Source organism: Pseudomonas sp. SDO524_S393 (assembly GCF_054071875.1).
In genome coordinates this window covers 1-17,133 of record NZ_JBSVVZ010000037.1, presented here as the reverse complement: position 1 = coordinate 17,133, position 17,133 = coordinate 1, and the positions used below count along the sequence as shown (strand labels likewise).

Genomic DNA, 17,133 nt, shown 5'->3' with positions numbered 1-17,133 from the left:
AAAACCGCCCGCCCGCGCGCGCCTCATTCGTTATCGCGGTCCCTGCGCCGGTAAGGGAACACATCGATCACCTTGCCTGCCCGAATCGCCTCCTGCAGGCCCTTCCAGTAGTCGGCGTCGTACAGCTCGCCGTGCAATTCGTCGAACAGTCTGCGCTGGCTGGCATCGGCAAACAGGAATGGCGGGAACTCTTCGGGGAATACGTCCAGCGGGCCGATGGAGTACCAGGGCTCGGAGGCCATTTCGTCTTCCGGGGTGCGCGGCGGCGGAATATGGCGGAAGTTGGCCTCGGTCAGAAAGCAGATTTCGTCGTAGTCGTAGAACACCACACGCCCATGGCGGGTGACGCCGAAGTTTTTCAGGAGCATGTCGCCGGGGAAAATATTCGCCGCCGCCAGTTGCTTGATGGCCAGGCCGTAGTCCTCCAGGGCTTCGCGCACCTGGGCTGCGTTGGCGTTGTCCAGGTAGAGGTTGAGCGGGGTCATGCGCCGCTCGGTCCAGCAATGGCGGATGAGCACGGTGTCCCCTTCTACCTCGACGGTGCCGGCAGCGACTTCCAGCAACTCGGCCAGGCACTCGGGTTCGAACTTGCTCAGGGGAAAACGGAAGTCGGCGAACTCCTGGGTGTCGGCCATGCGCCCCACGCGATCGACACTTTTGACCAGGCGATACTTCTCGATCACGGTGGCGCGGTTGACGTTTTTCGACGGTGAAAAACGGTCCTTGATGATCTTGAACACCGTGTTGAAGCCCGGCAGGGTGAACACGCTCATGACCATGCCGCGCACGCCAGGGGCCATGATGAAGCGGTCATCGGTGGTGGCCAGATGATTGATCAATGCGCGGTAGAACTCTGACTTGCCGTGCTTGTAAAAACCGATGGAGGTATACAGCTCGGCAATGTGCTTGCCCGGCAGGATGCGTCGGAGAAAGCCGATAAATTCCGCCGGTACCGGTACGTCGACCATGAAGTAGGACCGGGTGAACGAAAAGATGATCGACACCTCTGCTTCGTCGGTAATCAGCGCATCGATCTGGATGCCCCGTCCTTCGCGGTGCAGCAGCGGAATCACCAGCGGCCATTGTTCATCGTGGGTATAGAGACGGCCAACGAGGTAGGCGCCCTTGTTGCGATACAGCACCGAGGAGAACAGCTCGACATTGAGTTCCGGGTCCTTGCACACCCAGTCCGGCAGGCTTTCGCGCAGTTGCGCTTCAAGGCGGCGCAGGTCGGTGGCCAGGTCCGCGTAGGGCTCGCTGAAGCGGTAGTCGGCAAAGATCTGCGCCAGCATCTGCGCGATGTTGCCGTCGGGCGTGTAGGTGCGGGTCTGCGCGGCCCGCGCCCGGCGCAGGCTAGGCCGGGTGGTGTGGATAAACATGCAACCATCGCTGATCAGGTCGTGGCTGAACAGGCCGCAGAAGATCGAGTTGTACCAGGTCTCCGAGAGTTCATCGTCAAAGCGCAGGTCGATCAGCCCGATGTAGGCGCTTTTCACCACGGGCCAGGCATCGATGTCGAGCAAGACCGCCTCTTCGAAGTGCGCGCGCAGCCGCGCAGTTACCTCTGCAACCTTCTCTTCATAAAGGTTGATGCGCGCCGCCGAAGCCGCCTGCCCCAGTTGCCATTGGGCTTTTTCGAAACGCTCACGGGCACCGTCGGTGATCCGGCGGAAATGCTCACGGTAATCGTCAAAGCCATCGAGGATCATCCGGGCGACGGCGAGGGCGGACTGCGACATGCGGGAAACCTCTGCGGGTATCTGGAGCCTTGAGCTTAGTCAGTGAATGCAGGCGCGAGAAGAGTCACTTCTTGCACAAACCGGAACAAATCCGCGTATTTCGTACATTTGTTTTCAATTTTTTTATTCGACCAATCGGTCAACAAACAAACCTCCAAGTCACCTTTCGTTTTACCCGTACGCCTGCAACGGCGGGGCTTGGCAGGCAGGCGCCGGAAAACGCTGCACAACCTCGGTCGTCTCCACCTCGCGATGCGCGGAATTCCACTAAGGGAAACCCTGATTACGACATTGATGGCACTTTGATATATAGCGCGCCCTCTCCCACCCTAACAAGGTCTGAAGACCGATCCGGGAACAGGTTCTAATCGCCCAAGGAGCATTGAGATGTCATTGAGGAACATGAGGATCGGTCTGCGCGCCAGCCTGAGTTTTGGGGTACTGGCCAGTCTGCTGGTGGTGGTGGGCCTGTTTGGCCTGGGGCAGATGGCCAAGCTGCGGGAGAGCGCGCTGGTTATCGAAGAGTCGTGGATGCCCAGCATCGAGAACATCCATGACAGCGCCGCCTATGTGGCCAGCATCCGTCTGGAAGCCCTGCGCCTGGCCACCACCGACGAATCGCGTATCCGCGACAACAGCAAGGTCCTGATCACCCGCCAGCGCAGCGAACTGCAAGCCTTGCTGGACCGCCATGAAACCCTGCTGAGCAGCGACGCCGAACGCGACCTGCTCAAGGTGTTGAAAGGCAACGCGGCCACCTACCTCAGCATCGTCAATCAAATGGTCGCCCTGGTAGACAAAGACCAGCAGCAGGAGGCCATTGACCTGCTCAACAGCCGCCTGGCGCCCCAGGGCACGGTCCTCAATCAAAGCCTGGAAGACCTGATCACCTTCAACCAGAAAGGTGTGGAAGCCGCGGCGGATTCAGCCGCGCAGATGTATTCGAGCGCGCAGTGGGTTGTCGGCCTGATCATCGTCATCGCGCTGATTGCCACCCTCCTGCTGGCGTGGTTGCTGACCCGCAGTATCACCGCACCGCTTGGCCAGGCATTGAATGTGGCGCGCACCATCGCCGGCGGTGATCTGAGCCAACCGATCGTGGTGCAGGGCCAGGATGAGCCGGCCCAGTTGCTGACCGCCCTGGCCACCATGCAGACGCAGTTGCAGAGCACCATTCGTGGCATCAGCGAGTCGGCCCAGCAACTGGCCTCGGCCGCCGAAGAGATGAGCTCGGTGATGGAACAGAGCACCCGTGGCTTGCAGGCGCAGAACGATGAGATCGAACAGGCCGCCACCGCCGTCACCGAAATGAGCGCTGCCGTGGATGAAGTGGCGGGCAATGCGGTGTCGAGTGCCGAAGCGTCCCAGGCCTCCGACGAGGACAGCAAACACGGCCACTACCAGATCAGCGAAACCATCAGCTCGATCCAGAACCTGGTGGACGAAGTGCTCGGCGCCTCCAACAAGGCCGAAGGCCTGGCCGTGCAGGCCCAGGACATCAGCAAGGTGCTGGAAGTGATCCGCGGCATCGCCGGGCAAACCAACCTGCTGGCCTTGAACGCAGCCATCGAAGCGGCGCGGGCCGGTGAGGCCGGACGTGGTTTTGCGGTGGTCGCCGATGAGGTGCGCTCCCTGGCGCAACGCACCCAGGACTCCACCGAAGAAATCGAACAGATGATTACCGGCATCCAGCGCGGGACCCAGGACACCGTCGACGCCCTGACCAGCAGCGCCGAACACGCCGGCCAGACCCTGCAACGGGCCAACAGCGCCGGCAGCGCCCTGGAAAAGATCACCGCCGCCATCTCGCAGATCAGCCAGCGCAACCTGGTGATCGCCAGCGCCGCCGAGCAACAGGCGCTGGTGGCACGGGATGTGGACCGCAGCCTGGTGAACATTCGTGACTTGTCCACCCAGACCGCCGCCGGCGCCACGCAAACGTCAGCCGCCAGCCAGGAGCTGTCGCGCCTGGCCGTGGACCTCAACGGGCTGGTCACGCGGTTTGTCGTGTAATCAGTGATTGTGTTGGGCAGGTCTCTGGGCAACACTCGCCGCCTTACTGACGTAGGAGCGCTTCGTGAGACCTGTCGATATTGTGTACCTGCTGGGGCTGGCGGCCGTCTGGGGCGCGAGCTTTCTGTTCATGCGCATCATCGCGCCGGAGATCGGCAGCGTGCCGACGGCGTTTTTCCGCGTGTCGATTGCCGCTGCGGGCTTGCTGGCGATCCTCGCGGTGATGCGGGTGAAGTGGGATTTCCAGGGCAAGTTCAAGACGGTGCTGCTGCTCGGGATGATCAATTCCGGGATCCCGGCGACCCTGTATTCGGTGGCCGCCCAAGTGCTGCCGGCGGGTTATTCGGCGATCTTCAATGCCACCACGCCGCTGATGGGTGTGTTGATCGGCGGGCTGTTTTTCAGTGAACGCATGACGCTGTCGAAAGTCTCGGGGGTGTGCCTGGGCCTGCTGGGGGTGGGCGTGCTGACCCGTGCCGGGCCGGTAGCGTTTGACCTGCACCTGTTGATGGGCGCGCTGGCCTGCCTGCTGGCCACCACCTGCTATGGCTTTGCCGGCTTTCTCGCCCGACGCTGGCTGGACCAGCAAGGTGGGCTGGACAGCCGCCTTTCGGCCCTGGGCAGCATGCTCGGCGCCACACTGTTACTGCTGCCGTTGTTTGCCTACAACGCCATCAGCCATCCGCCTGCCAGTTGGGGCGGCTGGAATGTATGGCTGTCGTTGCTGGGGCTGGGCCTGGTGTGCACCGCGTTCGCCTACATTCTGTACTTCCGCCTGCTGTCCGCCATCGGCCCGGTGAAGTCGATGACCGTGACCTTCATGATTCCGCCGTTCGGCGTGCTGTGGGGCGCGTTACTGCTCGATGAACCCCTGTCGATGGCGCATCTGTATGGCGGTGTATTGATTGCGGGCGCGTTGTGGCTGGTGCTGCGGCCGGGCAAATTGGCCAAACCGCTGTAGGAACCGGCATGCCGGCTCCTGCAGCGGCATCCATCAGTGTTTGCGGAACACAAACACCAGGCCGATGATGATCAACCCCATCCCTAGCAGGCTCAGCAGCGCCAGCCGGTTGCCGAAGATCAGGTAGTCCATCACCGCCGTCACCGCCGGCACCAGGTAGAACAGACTGGTGACATTCACCAGATTGCCCCGGGCGATGAGGCGGTACAGCAACAGCGTCGCCAGCACGGACACCACCAGCCCCATCCACAGCACCGGCAGGTAAAAGCCGGTGCCGTGGTCAAAATGGAACGGCTGGAACGGTACAAACACCGCACACAGCAGCAGCCCCGCCAGGTACTGCACCGGCAGTGTGCCCAGCGGGTTGTCGGTAATGCGCTTCTGCATGATCGAGCCGAAAGTCATGCTGGCCAGGGCCAGCAGCCCGCACAGCATGCCCGCCAGGGACATGCCGGACACACCGATGCCCTGATAGACCACCATGACCAGCCCCGCCAACCCAAGCCCCAGGCCGAACACGCGGCTCAACGAACGCTGACGCTCCATCAGCACCACAGTGAGGATCGGCTGCACGCCCATGATGGTAGCCATCACCCCCGGCGTGACGTGAAGGTTCAAGGCCAGCAGATAGAAAATCTGATAGGCCCCGAGCAACACCAGCCCGGTCGATACCGCGTAGAGCAAGGGTTTGCCGGGACGCGGCAGCTTCAACCGCAGAACCGGAATCAGCACCACCAAGCCCACCAGGGCAATGGCAAAACGGATCAGCAGAAAGGCAAAGGGTGAAGCGTGGGCCAGGCCCCATTTGGAGAAAATCGCCCCACTGCTCCACAGCAGGACAAACAGGCTCGTCGAGGCCGCCGCGGCCACGGATTGTTTCGAAAGAACAGACATGAATACCACCTGTCATCAGACAAGAAGCCAATTCAGCAAGCGCTGAAACTCAGTAGGTTTTTTGAGGTGGGCAGACGGGAACAGCGATCAGCTGATCAGCCCGAAATGCCAACACCCGGCGGTGATACGACTGCGTACACCGGCGTGCTACTGACAGGAGGTGGGTAATGACTGATCTGCACAGGCTGCTGGTTCCCGCACGGCACGACCGCAGCGTTGACCGCTGAATCGACTACCACTGTGCGCTGGAGAGCTGGCATGGGCTGATCTTGTGTGAAGGGATGAAGACGCGGCGACTATAACCAGCCGCGGATACGTTTTGCAAACACTTCATGAACACCCGCGCGTGGCGGAGTTTTCATGCGGGTCGGCAAGCCCCGTCGCTATAATGCCGCCGAGTTTTTTCAAGGATGCTCCCCATGATCGCACTGCCCTGGCTGTACCTGGCGCTTCTTTCCATCGGCTACGTTTTGGCCCTCGCCTACGGGCAGCTGGGCGCACTGGCGGCACTGTCCGTCGCCCTGCTGTTACTGGCCGGCTACGCCGTGCGCCAGCAACGCACGCCCTGGGCACGCTACCTTGGCCACGGCTTGTTCATCGTGCTGGCATTGGGCCTGGCCATGCACTGGTTACCGGGCTTCTACAACGGTCGCGCCATCGCCCCTCAACGGTTTACCGCTGACGCAGTGCCCTTCTCGATGTACCTGAACCAGGACAAACCGCTGATTGGTTTCTGGCTGCTGCTGGCCTGCCCATGGATCGTGGCGCGGCGCACCTTGCGCCTGTCGATCTGCGTGACCGCACTGGCGTTGACGCTGACGGCCATTGTTGCGCTGGGCCTGGCGAACCTGCTGGGCGTGATCGACTGGGCGCCCAAGTGGCCGGACCAGTCTTGGCTGTGGGTACTCAACAACCTGCTGCTGGTGACTCTGGTGGAGGAAACACTGTTCCGCGGCTACATTCAGGGCGGGCTCAGCCAGCGCCTCAAACACCTGCCCTATGGCGAGAACCTGGCGCTGCTGCTGGCTTCGTTGCTGTTCGGCCTGGTGCATGTCGGGGCGGGCTGGTACTGGGTGCTCCTGGCGACGATCGCGGGCATCGGGTATGGCTTGGCCTATCGCTTCGGCGGACTGGGTGCTGCGGTGGCGACGCACTTCGGCTTGAACCTGCTTCACTTCGGTTTGTTTACGTACCCGATGCTGGCCGGCTGATTGTTGCAAAAAATAAGCTAAATAAATGCCTGCAACCGCCGATACCCCCTCAAAGCCTTGCGGATTGAACAATCATGCGTAATAACCAACCCGTTACCCAGCGCGAACGTACCTTCCCCGCTCAGCAACGGTTGATCTCCACCACCGATGCCAAGGGTGTGATCACTTACTGCAACGACGCGTTTGTCGAGATCAGTGGGTTCACCCGTGACGAACTGGTACGTGCGCCGCACAACCTGGTACGTCACCCAGACGTTCCGGCGGCGGTGTTCGCGCACATGTGGGCCACGCTCAAACAAGGCTTGCCATGGATGGGCATCGTCAAGAACCGCTGCAAGAGCGGTGATCACTATTGGGTCAACGCCTATGTGACGCCGGTCTTCGATGGCAACCAGGTGATCGGCTACGAATCGGTGCGTATCAAGCCCACCGCCGAGCAGATCCGCCGGGCCGAAGCGCTCTATCAACGCCTCAACCAGGGCAAGTCTGCCGTTCCACAGCGCGATAAATGGCTGCCGGTGTTGCAGGACTGGCTGCCCTTTATTCTGGTGAGCCAGTTGAGCTTCATGATCGGCGCGTCACTCAATTCCCACTGGGGCTTCGCCCTGGCGGCGGCGTTGTCGGTGCCGTTGGGCCTGCTGGGCCTGAGCTGGCAGCAACGTGGCCTCAAGCGCCTGCTGCGCCTGGCGGAACAGACCACCTCCGACCCGTTGATCGCGCAGATGTACACCGACAGCCGTGGCGCCCAGGCACGGCTGGAGATGTCGATCCTCAGCCAGGAGGCACGCCTGAAGACGTGCCTCACACGTTTGCAGGACACCGCCGAACACCTCAACGATCAGGCGGCGCAGTCCAATACCCTGGCGCACAACAGCTCCAGCGGCCTGGAACGCCAACGCGTCGAAACCGAACAAGTGGCCACCGCGGTCAACCAGATGGCGGCGACCACCCAGGAAGTCGCCAGCCATGTGCAGCGCACGGCCGATGCGACCCAGGAAGCCAACCGCCTGACCGGCCGTGGTCGCGACATCGCCGGGGAAACCCGCGAGGCGATTCAGCGCCTGTCCGTCGCAGTGGGTGAAACCGGCGTGACCGTGACCCAACTGGCCAAGGACAGCGATGAAATCGGCGGCGTGGTCGATGTGATCAAAGGCATCGCCGACCAGACCAACCTGCTGGCCTTGAATGCCGCCATCGAAGCGGCTCGTGCCGGTGAGATGGGCCGTGGTTTTGCGGTGGTCGCGGACGAAGTTCGACAGTTGGCTCAGCGCACTGCCGAGTCCACCGGTCAGATCCATACCCTGATCGCCAAGCTGCAGCAAACCGCCAGCGCCGCCGTGCAAACCATGGACGCCGGGCATCGCCAGGCCGAAGAAGGCGTAGCGCGAGTGATGGAGGCCGATGAGGCACTGGTGGGCATCAGCGAGGCAGTGGCGCATATCACCGATATGACCACCCAGATCGCCGCAGCGACCGAAGAGCAAAGCTCGGTCGCCGAAGAGATCAGCCGCAATATCAGCACCATTGCGTTGCTGGCGGACCAGACGTCGGAGCAGGCGTTGAACTCGGCGCAGTTGAGTGAAGAGCTGACCCATACCGCCAATACCCAGTATTCGCTGGTAGAGCGTTTCAACCGATAAACCGCTTTCGCAGCGGTGCGACGACTCGACAAGCCAGCTCCCACACTTGAATGCATTCACAAATCAAAATCTGTGAACCCCGTCCAATGTGAGAGCTGGCTTGCCTGCGAAGAGGCCCTAACAGCCACCAAGAAACTCAGCCACTTTCACCGCCGCCGCCTCCAGATGCTGCTCATGGCTGAACCCCGACGCCTTCAACGGCTTCAAGTCATGATCCCCCGCCACCAGCCACATCACCTCGATGCTCGGCGACAACGCATACCCTTCCACCGCCTCCCGATTGCCCAAGGCATCGCGTTCGCCTTGTACGATCAAGGTCGACGTCTTCAGCCCGGCCAGATGCTCGACCCGAGGTTTCCCAGGCTTGCCCACCGCATAGAACGGATAGCCCAGACACACCAGTCCGTCGGCACCCAACTCATCGGCGAGCAAACTGGCCATGCGCCCGCCCATGGACTTGCCGCCAACCGCCAGTTTCCCAGCGACATGACGTCGCACCTCGGTGTACACCTCACGCCAGGCCTCCAGCAGTTTGGGCGCCGGGTTCGGCGGACGCTTGCCACCGTCCACACGGCGTTGGGCCATGTAGGGAAACTCGAAGCGCAGCACGTTCACGCCGTGCGCGGCAAGGCGTGCAGCCATGTCGTTCATGAACGCTGAGTCCATCGGGGCGCCGGCGCCGTGGGCCAGGATCAAGGTCACCGGCGTATCCACGCCGGCGCCTGTCGCGACATCCCACAACCAACCCCGCTCCCGCACACACTGCGCCCATTGATCCCCGTCAATACTGGCCTTGTGCTCTTTGCCCATGCTTGCCTCGCTTTTTAGTCTGCCTATAACTCCAGCCCAAGTGCCGCACTGGCTTGGGTTGAACCGTGGATGGGGAACCATGAACACTACTTTAAGTACCGCCTATAACTACAAGGTGGTCCGCCAATTCGCCATTATGACGGTGGTGTGGGGCATCGTCGGCATGGGCCTCGGGGTTTTTCTCGCCGCCCAATTGGTCTGGCCTGCGCTCAACTTCGACCTGCCGTGGACCAGCTTCGGCAGGTTGCGCCCATTGCACACCAACGCGGTGATCTTCGCCTTTGGTGGTTGCGCACTGTTCGCCAGCTCGTTCTATTCGGTGCAGCGCACCTGCCAGACACAGCTGTTCGCGCCGAAAATCGCCGCGTTCTGCTTCTGGGGCTGGCAGCTTGTCATTCTTCTGGCCGCGATCACCTTGCCACTGGGCTACACCAGTTCCAAGGAGTACGCCGAACTGGAATGGCCGATCGACATCCTCATCACCATCGTCTGGGTGGCCTACGCCATCGTGTTCTTCGGCACGGTGATGAAGCGCACCACCAAGCACATCTACGTCGGCAACTGGTTCTTCGGTGCGTTCATCATCACCGTGGCCATCCTGCATATCGTCAACAACCTGGAAATCCCGGTCAGCCTGACCAAGTCCTACTCTCTCTACGGCGGTGCGACGGATGCCATGGTGCAGTGGTGGTACGGGCACAACGCCGTCGGCTTTTTCCTCACCGCCGGTTTCCTGGGGATGATGTATTACTTCGTGCCCAAGCAGGCCGAACGCCCGGTGTATTCCTATCGCCTGTCCATCGTGCACTTCTGGGCGCTGATCACCCTGTACATCTGGGCCGGCCCCCACCATTTGCACTACACCGCGCTGCCGGACTGGGCGCAATCGCTGGGCATGGTGATGTCGCTGGTCCTGCTGGCCCCGAGCTGGGGCGGCATGATCAACGGCATGATGACCCTCTCGGGCGCCTGGCATAAGCTGCGCAGCGACCCGATCCTGCGCTTCCTGGTCGTTTCCCTGGCCTTCTACGGCATGTCGACGTTCGAAGGCCCGATGATGGCGATCAAGACCGTCAACGCCCTCTCCCACTACACCGACTGGACCATCGGCCACGTCCACGCCGGCGCCCTCGGCTGGGTGGCGATGATCTCCATCGGCGCGCTGTACCACATGATCCCGAAAGTCTTCGGCCGCGAGCAGATGTACAGCCTCGGCCTGATCAACGCGCATTTCTGGCTGGCCACCATCGGCACCGTGCTCTACATCGCCTCGATGTGGGTCAACGGCATCGCCCAGGGCCTGATGTGGCGTGCGGTCAACGAAGACGGCACCTTGACCTACTCCTTCGTCGAAACCCTGGTGGCCAGCCATCCGGGCTTCATCGTGCGGCTGGTGGGCGGTGCGGTGTTCCTCGGCGGCATGCTGCTGATGGCCTACAACACCTGGCGCACCGTACGTTCGGCGCAACCTGTCGAAGCCGTCACCACCGCGCAGTTGGCCTGAGGAGTTCAAGATGAAACACGAAACGATTGAAAAGAACGTCGGCCTGCTGATGCTGCTCATGGTACTGGCCGTGAGCATCGGCGGCCTGACCCAGATCGTCCCGCTGTTCTTCCAGGATGTGACCAACACCCCGGTCGATGGCATGAAGCCTTATACCGCGCTGCAACTGGAAGGCCGTGACATCTACATTCGCGAAGGTTGCGTACAGTGCCACTCGCAGATGATCCGCCCGTTCCGTGCCGAGACCGAGCGCTATGGCCACTATTCGGTGGCCGGCGAAAGCGTGTGGGACCACCCGTTCCTGTGGGGCTCCAAGCGCACCGGGCCGGACCTGGCGCGCGTCGGCGCGCGCTACTCGGACGACTGGCACCGCGCGCACCTGTACAACCCGCGCAACGTGGTGCCCGAGTCGAAAATGCCGGCCTACCCGTGGCTGGTCACCGCCCAGGTCGACAGCAGTCACACCGAGACCAAGTTGAAAGTCATGCGCACCCTTGGCGTGCCCTACAGCGACGACGACATCAACGGTGCCGTGGCCAGCCTCAAGGGCAAGACCGAGATGGACGCGCTGGTTGCCTACCTGCAAGTGCTCGGCACTGCCATCAAGAGCAAGAGGTGAGCCATGGGATTTGAATTCGATGCCGGCACCGTCCGCGGCCTCGGCACGCTGGTGGTCGCCATCGCCTTCATCGGCCTGTCGCTGTGGGTGTTCAACCGCCAACGCAATGCGGAATTCGAGCAGGCGCGCCTGCTGCCGTTCGCCGATGAACCTTCTCCATCCGACGCTCATGACGAGCCTGCAACAAGGAGCCCACAGCCATGACCCTGTTCTGGAGTACATGGATCTGCGTATTGACCCTCGGCAGCCTGATCGGCCTGACCTGGCTGCTGATCGGCACCCGCAAGGGCGAAACCAAGGGCAGCCTGGACCAGACCATGGGCCACGCCTTCGATGGTATCGAGGAATACGACAACCCGCTGCCCCAGTGGTGGTTCATGCTGTTCGTCGGCACCCTGGTGTTTGCGGTCGGCTACCTGATCCTCTACCCGGGCCTGGGCAACTGGAAAGGTGTGTTGCCAGGCTATGAAGACGGTTGGACCCAGACCAGGGAATGGGACAGGGAAATGGCCAGGGCCGACGCCAAGTTCGGGCCGATCTTCGCCAAATTCGCGGCGATGCCGGTGGAAGAGGTCGCCAAGGATCCGCAGGCGCTGAAAATGGGGGCGCGCCTGTTCGCCTCCAACTGCGCGGTGTGCCATGGCTCGGATGCCAAGGGCGCGTACGGCTTCCCGAATCTGGCGGACACGCTCTGGCGCTGGGGCGGTTCGGCCGACGCGATCAAAACGACGATCATGAATGGGCGTCATGCGGCGATGCCGGCCTGGGGTGAAATACTGGGCGAAGACGGGGTGAAAAACGTCGCCGCTTATGTACGCCACGATCTGGCCAAGCTGCCGTTGCCCGTCGACAGCAACGCCGACCGGGTCGCCGGCCAGGCGGCCTTCAATACCACCTGCGTGGCGTGTCATGGCCCAGAGGGCCACGGCATGCAAGCCATGGGCGCACCTGACCTGACCCAACCCGCCGGCTTCATCTACGGCACCAGCTTGGCGCAGTTGCAGCAGACCATCCGTCATGGCCGCCAGGGCCAGATGCCGGCGCAGGACGTGTTGCAGGGCAATGACAAAGTGCACTTGCTGGCCGCGTATGTTTACAGCTTGTCCCATGGGGAGCAGAAGACGCAGGAGTAATCAGCCCTCGCCCACTACGAAGCCCCGCACAGTGAATACTGACGGGGCTTTTTGTCAGGTTGCAGTGGCTTCAATCAGACCGACAGCGTTGATTGTTGCACTTACGGAAGATTGGACTGAGCGATCACGAGAGATTGTTGGGTCACTCGGCTGCCCCGATCCTTCAATCCCAGCCGACTCATCAGCTCGGGGCGATCCAGCAACTCATGCGCAAACATCTTCGCCTCAAGAGGCGACTTCGGCCAAAGGGCTACATCCTCAAGTGACCAAATGGTCACCCCCAGATCGGGCCCGGACGCGCTAAAAGTTTCCGGGGACTCCTTGAACGTATCGAAATGATCAATCAAGTAGTCGGACATCTCCTTATCGCTCATGGTACTGAACCGCTGGTACTCAGGGGAGGCGACGGCAAGGGCACTTTCCCGTTTAATTTTTCCGTCGTGTCTGGACCTGCCATAGGTGTCCAGCTTGTCCATGAGGCCATGGTTTTCCAGCAGCGCCCGTGCAAACTGCGAATCTTCGGCGCTGATACCAGACTGCGTGGAGCTATACGCGATGCGCTCAAGGGATTGACGCGTGACAACGCCTGGCTGCTTAGGGTCGGTGAACCTGTCGAAATTAGCGTAGAGATGCCTGACCAATTGCGCCTCACTCATCCGCGTGAACGGATTGTCGGTGCCCGGTTTTGTCGAAAGTTGCGACGCCGGCTGCATAGCGTGCATGGCGTGATTGGACATTGCGTTAACACTCATCAAATTCTCCTTAACTGGAAGTCCTACTGCCTATTTGCTTTTCCTATGTGGGAAAAAGGCCTAGCCGGTTCCAATCCATGAAGAGTTTTCACGCATAAATAGATCTGGCCTGGTGTTCGCCAACGCTTTTTGCGCACTGTCTTGCTAGCCCGGCCAGCAAGACCGCGCGGATACACGGACTCACCGTGTTCACACGCAATCGCAGTGACTTCAAATCCAGTGGCGTGACGGCGATCAATCCCTGGGACGAATAACCGCCCTTTCCCCCGCCGAGACTTCGCGACCTTTTGTCACACCCCCTCCAACGCACAACTTTCCCCTCCCGCCATTCGGGTCTACGCTTCCCTGCACAGCGGACCGGTTCTGGCATACGCGACGACTCCCGTCACGAGCCGAAATTTTCCTGTCCACTCGATCAGCTTTCCATTTTGTATTTTGTCCCTACTCAAAACAGGGAAAGGGCGCAGAATCTGGCGTGGAACGCATTGATACAGGTCAGCCCTTGCGTTGCAATGGCCCCTCGCTTTCTACATACTTGCGGCCGATTTTACCTATAAAAAAACCTGAACCGTGGAACCTTAGAATGAGCACAGCAATCAGTCCGACTGCTTATAACTATAAGGTAGTCCGCCAGTTCACCATCATGACGGTGGTCTGGGGGATCCTTGGCATGGGGCTCGGGGTGTTCATCGCCTCGCAACTGGTTTGGCCGGAATTGAATTTCGGTTTGCCATGGACGACCTTCGGTCGCCTGCGCCCACTGCACACCAACCTGGTGATCTTCGCCTTCGGTGGTTGTGCATTGTTTGCCACCTCCTACTATGTCGTGCAGCGAACCTGCCAGACGCGACTGATCTCCGACAGCCTTGCGGCCTTCACCTTCTGGGGCTGGCAAGCGGTCATCCTGGGTGCCATCGTCACCCTGCCGCTGGGCTACACCACCACCAAGGAATACGCCGAGCTGGAATGGCCCATCGCCATTTTGCTGGCCATCGTCTGGGTGACCTACGCCGTGGTGTTCTTCGGCACCATCGTCAAGCGCAAGACCAAGCACATCTACGTGGGCAACTGGTTCTACGGCGCGTTCATCCTGGTGACGGCGATGCTGCATATCGTCAACCATGCCTCGCTGCCGGTCAGCCTGTTCAAGTCCTACTCGGCCTATTCCGGGGCGACGGACGCGATGATCCAGTGGTGGTACGGCCACAACGCCGTGGGGTTCTTCCTGACCACCGGCTTCCTGGGGATGATGTACTACTTCGTGCCCAAACAGGCCGAGCGTCCGATCTACTCCTATCGACTGTCCATCGTGCACTTCTGGGCGCTGATCACCCTGTACATCTGGGCCGGCCCGCACCACTTGCACTACACCGCATTGCCGGACTGGGCACAGTCCCTGGGCATGGCGATGTCGATCATCCTGCTGGCCCCCAGCTGGGGCGGCATGATCAACGGCATGATGACCCTCTCGGGCGCCTGGCATAAGCTGCGCACCGACCCGATCCTGCGCTTTTTGGTGGTGTCGCTCGCGTTCTACGGCATGTCGACCTTCGAAGGGCCGATGATGGCGATCAAGACCGTCAACTCGCTGTCCCACTACACCGACTGGACCATCGGCCACGTGCACGCCGGCGCCCTCGGCTGGGTGGCGATGATTTCCATCGGCGCGGTGTACCACATGGTTCCCAAACTGTTCGGTCGCGTGCAGATGCACAGCGTCGGGCTGATCAACGCGCACTTCTGGCTGGCCACCATCGGCACCGTGCTCTACATCGCCTCGATGTGGGTCAACGGCATCACCCAGGGCCTGATGTGGCGCGCGATCAACGATGACGGCACCCTCACCTACTCCTTTGTCGAAGCGCTGCAAGCCAGCCACCCGGGCTACATCGTCCGCGCCCTGGGCGGTGCGTTCTTCGCCGCCGGTATGCTGTTCATGGCCTACAACGTCTGGCGCACCGTACGTGCCTCCGACCCTGCCGAAGCCGAAGCCGCCGCCAAGATCGCCGTTGTGGGAGCGCACTGATGAAGCATGAAGTAGTCGAGAAGAATATCGGCCTGCTGGCCTTCTTCATGGTCATCGCCGTAAGCATCGGCGGCCTGACCCAGATCGTTCCGCTGTTTTTCCAGGACGTGACCAACAAGCCGGTGGAAGGCATGAAGCCGCGCACCGCCCTTGAACTGGAAGGCCGCGACGTCTACATCGCCAACGGTTGTGTCGGCTGCCACTCGCAGATGATCCGTCCGTTCCGCGCCGAAACCGAACGCTACGGCCATTACTCGGTGGCCGGCGAAAGCGTGTGGGACCACCCGTTCCTGTGGGGCTCCAAGCGCACCGGGCCGGACCTGGCCCGTGTCGGCGGGCGTTACTCCGATGACTGGCAGCGTGCGCACCTGTACAACCCGCGCAACGTGGTGCCGGAGTCGAAAATGCCGGCGTATCCGTTCCTCGTGGAAAACAAGCTCGACGGCAAGGACACCGCGAAGAAGATGGAAGTCTTGCGCACCCTGGGCGTGCCCTACACCGATGAAGACATCGCCGGTGCAGCCGCAGCCGTGAAGGGCAAGACCGAAATGGACGCCTTGGTGGCCTACCTGCAAGGCCTGGGCACCCTCATCAAAAGCAAACGGTGACCTTCATGGATATCGGGATGATTCGAGGCCTGGGCACCGTTGTCGTGATGGTGGCCTTTGTCGGCCTGGCGTTGTGGGTGTTCAGTCCCCGGCGCAAGTCGGAGTTTGACGACGCGACCATGCTGCCCTTTGCGGATGATCCCGAAGCCATCAAGCACGTCGAGCAAGCTTCTAGGAGTAACAAAGAATGACTACGTTCTGGAGTCTGTACGTCACAGTCCTCAGTCTGGGTACCATTTTCGCCCTGACCTGGCTGCTGCTGTCGACCCGCAGGGGGCAGCGCGCCGAGCAAACCGACGAAACCGTCGGCCATTCGTTCGACGGCATCGAGGAGTATGACAACCCGTTGCCCAAGTGGTGGTTCATGCTGTTCGTCGGCACCATCGTCTTCGCCCTGGGCTACCTGGCGCTGTACCCGGGCCTGGGCAACTGGAAGGGCCTGCTGCCGGGCTACAACTACCTCGACAACGACAAGCAAACCCCGTTCGCCAACGGCCAGACCGGCTGGACCGGCGTGCATGAATGGGAAAAGGAAATGGCACGGTCGGACGCCAAGTTCGGCCCGATCTTCGCCAAATTCGCCTCGATGCCGATTGAAGAAGTGGCCAAGGACCCGCAAGCCTTGAAGATGGGTGGTCGCCTGTTCGCATCCAACTGCTCGGTGTGCCATGGCTCCGACGCCAAGGGCGCTTACGGCTTTCCCAACCTGACCGATGCCGACTGGCGCTGGGGTGGCGAACCGGCCACCATCAAGGAAACCATCATGAAAGGCCGCCACGCGGTGATGCCGGCCTGGGCCGACGTCATCGGCGAACAAGGCGTGGCCGACGTGGCGGGCTTTGTGGTGACCAACCTCGATGGCCGCAAACTGCCGGAAGGCGCAAAGGCCGACGTCGCCAACGGTGCGAAACTCTTCGCCGCCAACTGCGTGGCCTGCCACGGCCCGCAAGGCAAGGGCACCCCCGCCATGGGCGCGCCAGACCTCACCCACCCCGGTGCGTTCATCTACGGTTCGAGCTTCGCCCAGTTGCAGCAGACCATTCGCTACGGTCGCCAGGGCCAGATGCCTGCGCAAGAACAATTGCAGGGTAACGATAAGGTGCACTTGCTGGCGGCGTATGTGTACAGCTTGTCCCATGGGGACAAGAAGGCCGAGGAGCAGTAAGTGCGGGAGCGGGCTTGCTCGCGAATGCGGTGTATCAGTCAACTTGATTTGCGACTGA

At 61.3% G+C, this 17,133-nt stretch carries 16 protein-coding genes and 1 pseudogene; 13 read left to right on the top strand and 4 right to left on the bottom strand.

The annotated features are described in order from the left end of the window. Positions 1-23: 23 nt before the first annotated feature. A complete protein-coding gene (gene aceK, locus ACW9IB_RS17325; RefSeq protein WP_457414627.1) occupies positions 24-1,739 on the bottom strand; it encodes a bifunctional isocitrate dehydrogenase kinase/phosphatase in 1,716 nt (571 codons plus the stop codon). Positions 1,740-2,126: 387 nt separating this feature from the next. Between aceK and ACW9IB_RS17320 the strand changes: the two genes are divergently transcribed. Next, positions 2,127-3,752: a methyl-accepting chemotaxis protein gene (locus ACW9IB_RS17320; RefSeq protein WP_457414625.1), complete on the top strand. Its 1,626-nt coding sequence runs from the start codon at positions 2,127-2,129 to the stop codon at positions 3,750-3,752. Positions 3,753-3,816: 64 nt separating this feature from the next. Continuing rightward, positions 3,817-4,713 carry a DMT family transporter gene (locus ACW9IB_RS17315; RefSeq protein ID WP_457414624.1) on the top strand — a complete coding sequence of 299 codons (897 nt, stop codon included), beginning with the start codon at positions 3,817-3,819 and terminating at the stop codon, positions 4,711-4,713. A 33-nt stretch (positions 4,714-4,746) separates the two neighbouring features. On the opposite strand, the gene ACW9IB_RS17310 is transcribed toward ACW9IB_RS17315, so the two are convergent. Continuing rightward, entirely contained in the window at positions 4,747-5,607 is an 861-nt protein-coding gene (locus tag ACW9IB_RS17310) for a DMT family transporter (RefSeq protein ID WP_457414623.1), read from the bottom strand. Between the two features lie 419 nt (positions 5,608-6,026). Here ACW9IB_RS17310 and ACW9IB_RS17305 point away from each other — a divergent pair, with 419 nt between their 5' ends. Next, the gene (locus ACW9IB_RS17305; RefSeq protein ID WP_457414621.1) at positions 6,027-6,818 is read left to right on the top strand and encodes a CPBP family intramembrane glutamic endopeptidase; all 792 of its coding nucleotides are present in this window, start codon (positions 6,027-6,029) and stop codon (positions 6,816-6,818) included. 74 nt (positions 6,819-6,892) lie between these two features. Then, positions 6,893-8,458 (top strand): methyl-accepting chemotaxis protein, encoded by a 1,566-nt coding sequence (locus ACW9IB_RS17300; protein WP_457367904.1) that lies wholly within the window; start codon positions 6,893-6,895, stop codon positions 8,456-8,458. A gap of 117 nt (positions 8,459-8,575) precedes the next feature. Here ACW9IB_RS17300 and ACW9IB_RS17295 read toward each other — a convergent pair whose 3' ends face one another. Then, positions 8,576-9,268: an alpha/beta family hydrolase gene (locus ACW9IB_RS17295; protein ID WP_457414619.1), complete on the bottom strand. Its 693-nt coding sequence runs from the start codon at positions 9,266-9,268 to the stop codon at positions 8,576-8,578. A 79-nt stretch (positions 9,269-9,347) separates the two neighbouring features. Between ACW9IB_RS17295 and ccoN (ACW9IB_RS17290) the strand changes: the two genes are divergently transcribed. Genes ccoN (ACW9IB_RS17290) through ccoP (ACW9IB_RS17275) form a run of 4 tightly spaced genes read left to right on the top strand, consistent with a single transcriptional unit; the run spans position 9,348 to position 12,524 of the window. Continuing rightward, entirely contained in the window at positions 9,348-10,772 is a 1,425-nt protein-coding gene (ccoN, locus tag ACW9IB_RS17290; protein ID WP_457414617.1) for a cytochrome-c oxidase, cbb3-type subunit I, read from the top strand. 10 nt (positions 10,773-10,782) lie between these two features. Then, positions 10,783-11,391: a cytochrome-c oxidase, cbb3-type subunit II gene (gene ccoO / locus ACW9IB_RS17285; protein WP_457414616.1), complete on the top strand. Its 609-nt coding sequence runs from the start codon at positions 10,783-10,785 to the stop codon at positions 11,389-11,391. A gap of 3 nt (positions 11,392-11,394) precedes the next feature. After that, positions 11,395-11,595, top strand: coding sequence for a cbb3-type cytochrome oxidase subunit 3 (locus ACW9IB_RS17280; protein ID WP_457367908.1), 201 nt, complete (start codon positions 11,395-11,397; stop codon positions 11,593-11,595). Continuing rightward, positions 11,592-12,524 (top strand): cytochrome-c oxidase, cbb3-type subunit III, encoded by a 933-nt coding sequence (gene ccoP / locus ACW9IB_RS17275; protein WP_457414613.1) that lies wholly within the window; start codon positions 11,592-11,594, stop codon positions 12,522-12,524. Before ACW9IB_RS17280 ends, ccoP (ACW9IB_RS17275) begins: the two co-directional genes overlap by 4 nt. Positions 12,525-12,625: 101 nt before the next feature. On the opposite strand, the gene ACW9IB_RS17270 is transcribed toward ccoP (ACW9IB_RS17275), so the two are convergent. After that, positions 12,626-13,276, bottom strand: a complete 651-nt coding sequence (locus ACW9IB_RS17270; RefSeq protein ID WP_457414611.1) for a hypothetical protein — start codon at positions 13,274-13,276, stop codon at positions 12,626-12,628. A gap of 161 nt (positions 13,277-13,437) precedes the next feature. On the opposite strand from ACW9IB_RS17270, the pseudogene ACW9IB_RS17265 reads away from it, so the two are divergent. The 5 genes and pseudogenes from ACW9IB_RS17265 to ccoP (ACW9IB_RS17245) all read left to right on the top strand — a co-directional run. Continuing rightward, positions 13,438-13,530: pseudogene (locus tag ACW9IB_RS17265) on the top strand (VapC toxin family PIN domain ribonuclease); the annotation flags it as partial. Positions 13,531-13,859: 329 nt separating this feature from the next. Next, a complete protein-coding gene (ccoN, locus tag ACW9IB_RS17260) occupies positions 13,860-15,302 on the top strand; it encodes a cytochrome-c oxidase, cbb3-type subunit I (protein ID WP_457414609.1) in 1,443 nt (480 codons plus the stop codon). Continuing rightward, positions 15,302-15,910, top strand: a complete 609-nt coding sequence (gene ccoO, locus ACW9IB_RS17255; protein WP_025854274.1) for a cytochrome-c oxidase, cbb3-type subunit II — start codon at positions 15,302-15,304, stop codon at positions 15,908-15,910. The genes ccoN (ACW9IB_RS17260) and ccoO (ACW9IB_RS17255) overlap by 1 nt, the downstream gene beginning before the upstream one ends. Before the next feature lie 5 nt (positions 15,911-15,915). Then, positions 15,916-16,101 carry a CcoQ/FixQ family Cbb3-type cytochrome c oxidase assembly chaperone gene (locus ACW9IB_RS17250; protein ID WP_005790274.1) on the top strand — a complete coding sequence of 62 codons (186 nt, stop codon included), beginning with the start codon at positions 15,916-15,918 and terminating at the stop codon, positions 16,099-16,101. Further along, positions 16,098-17,075 carry a cytochrome-c oxidase, cbb3-type subunit III gene (gene ccoP, locus ACW9IB_RS17245; RefSeq protein WP_457414607.1) on the top strand — a complete coding sequence of 326 codons (978 nt, stop codon included), beginning with the start codon at positions 16,098-16,100 and terminating at the stop codon, positions 17,073-17,075. Before ACW9IB_RS17250 ends, ccoP (ACW9IB_RS17245) begins: the two co-directional genes overlap by 4 nt. The last annotated feature ends 58 nt before the right edge of the window (positions 17,076-17,133 follow it).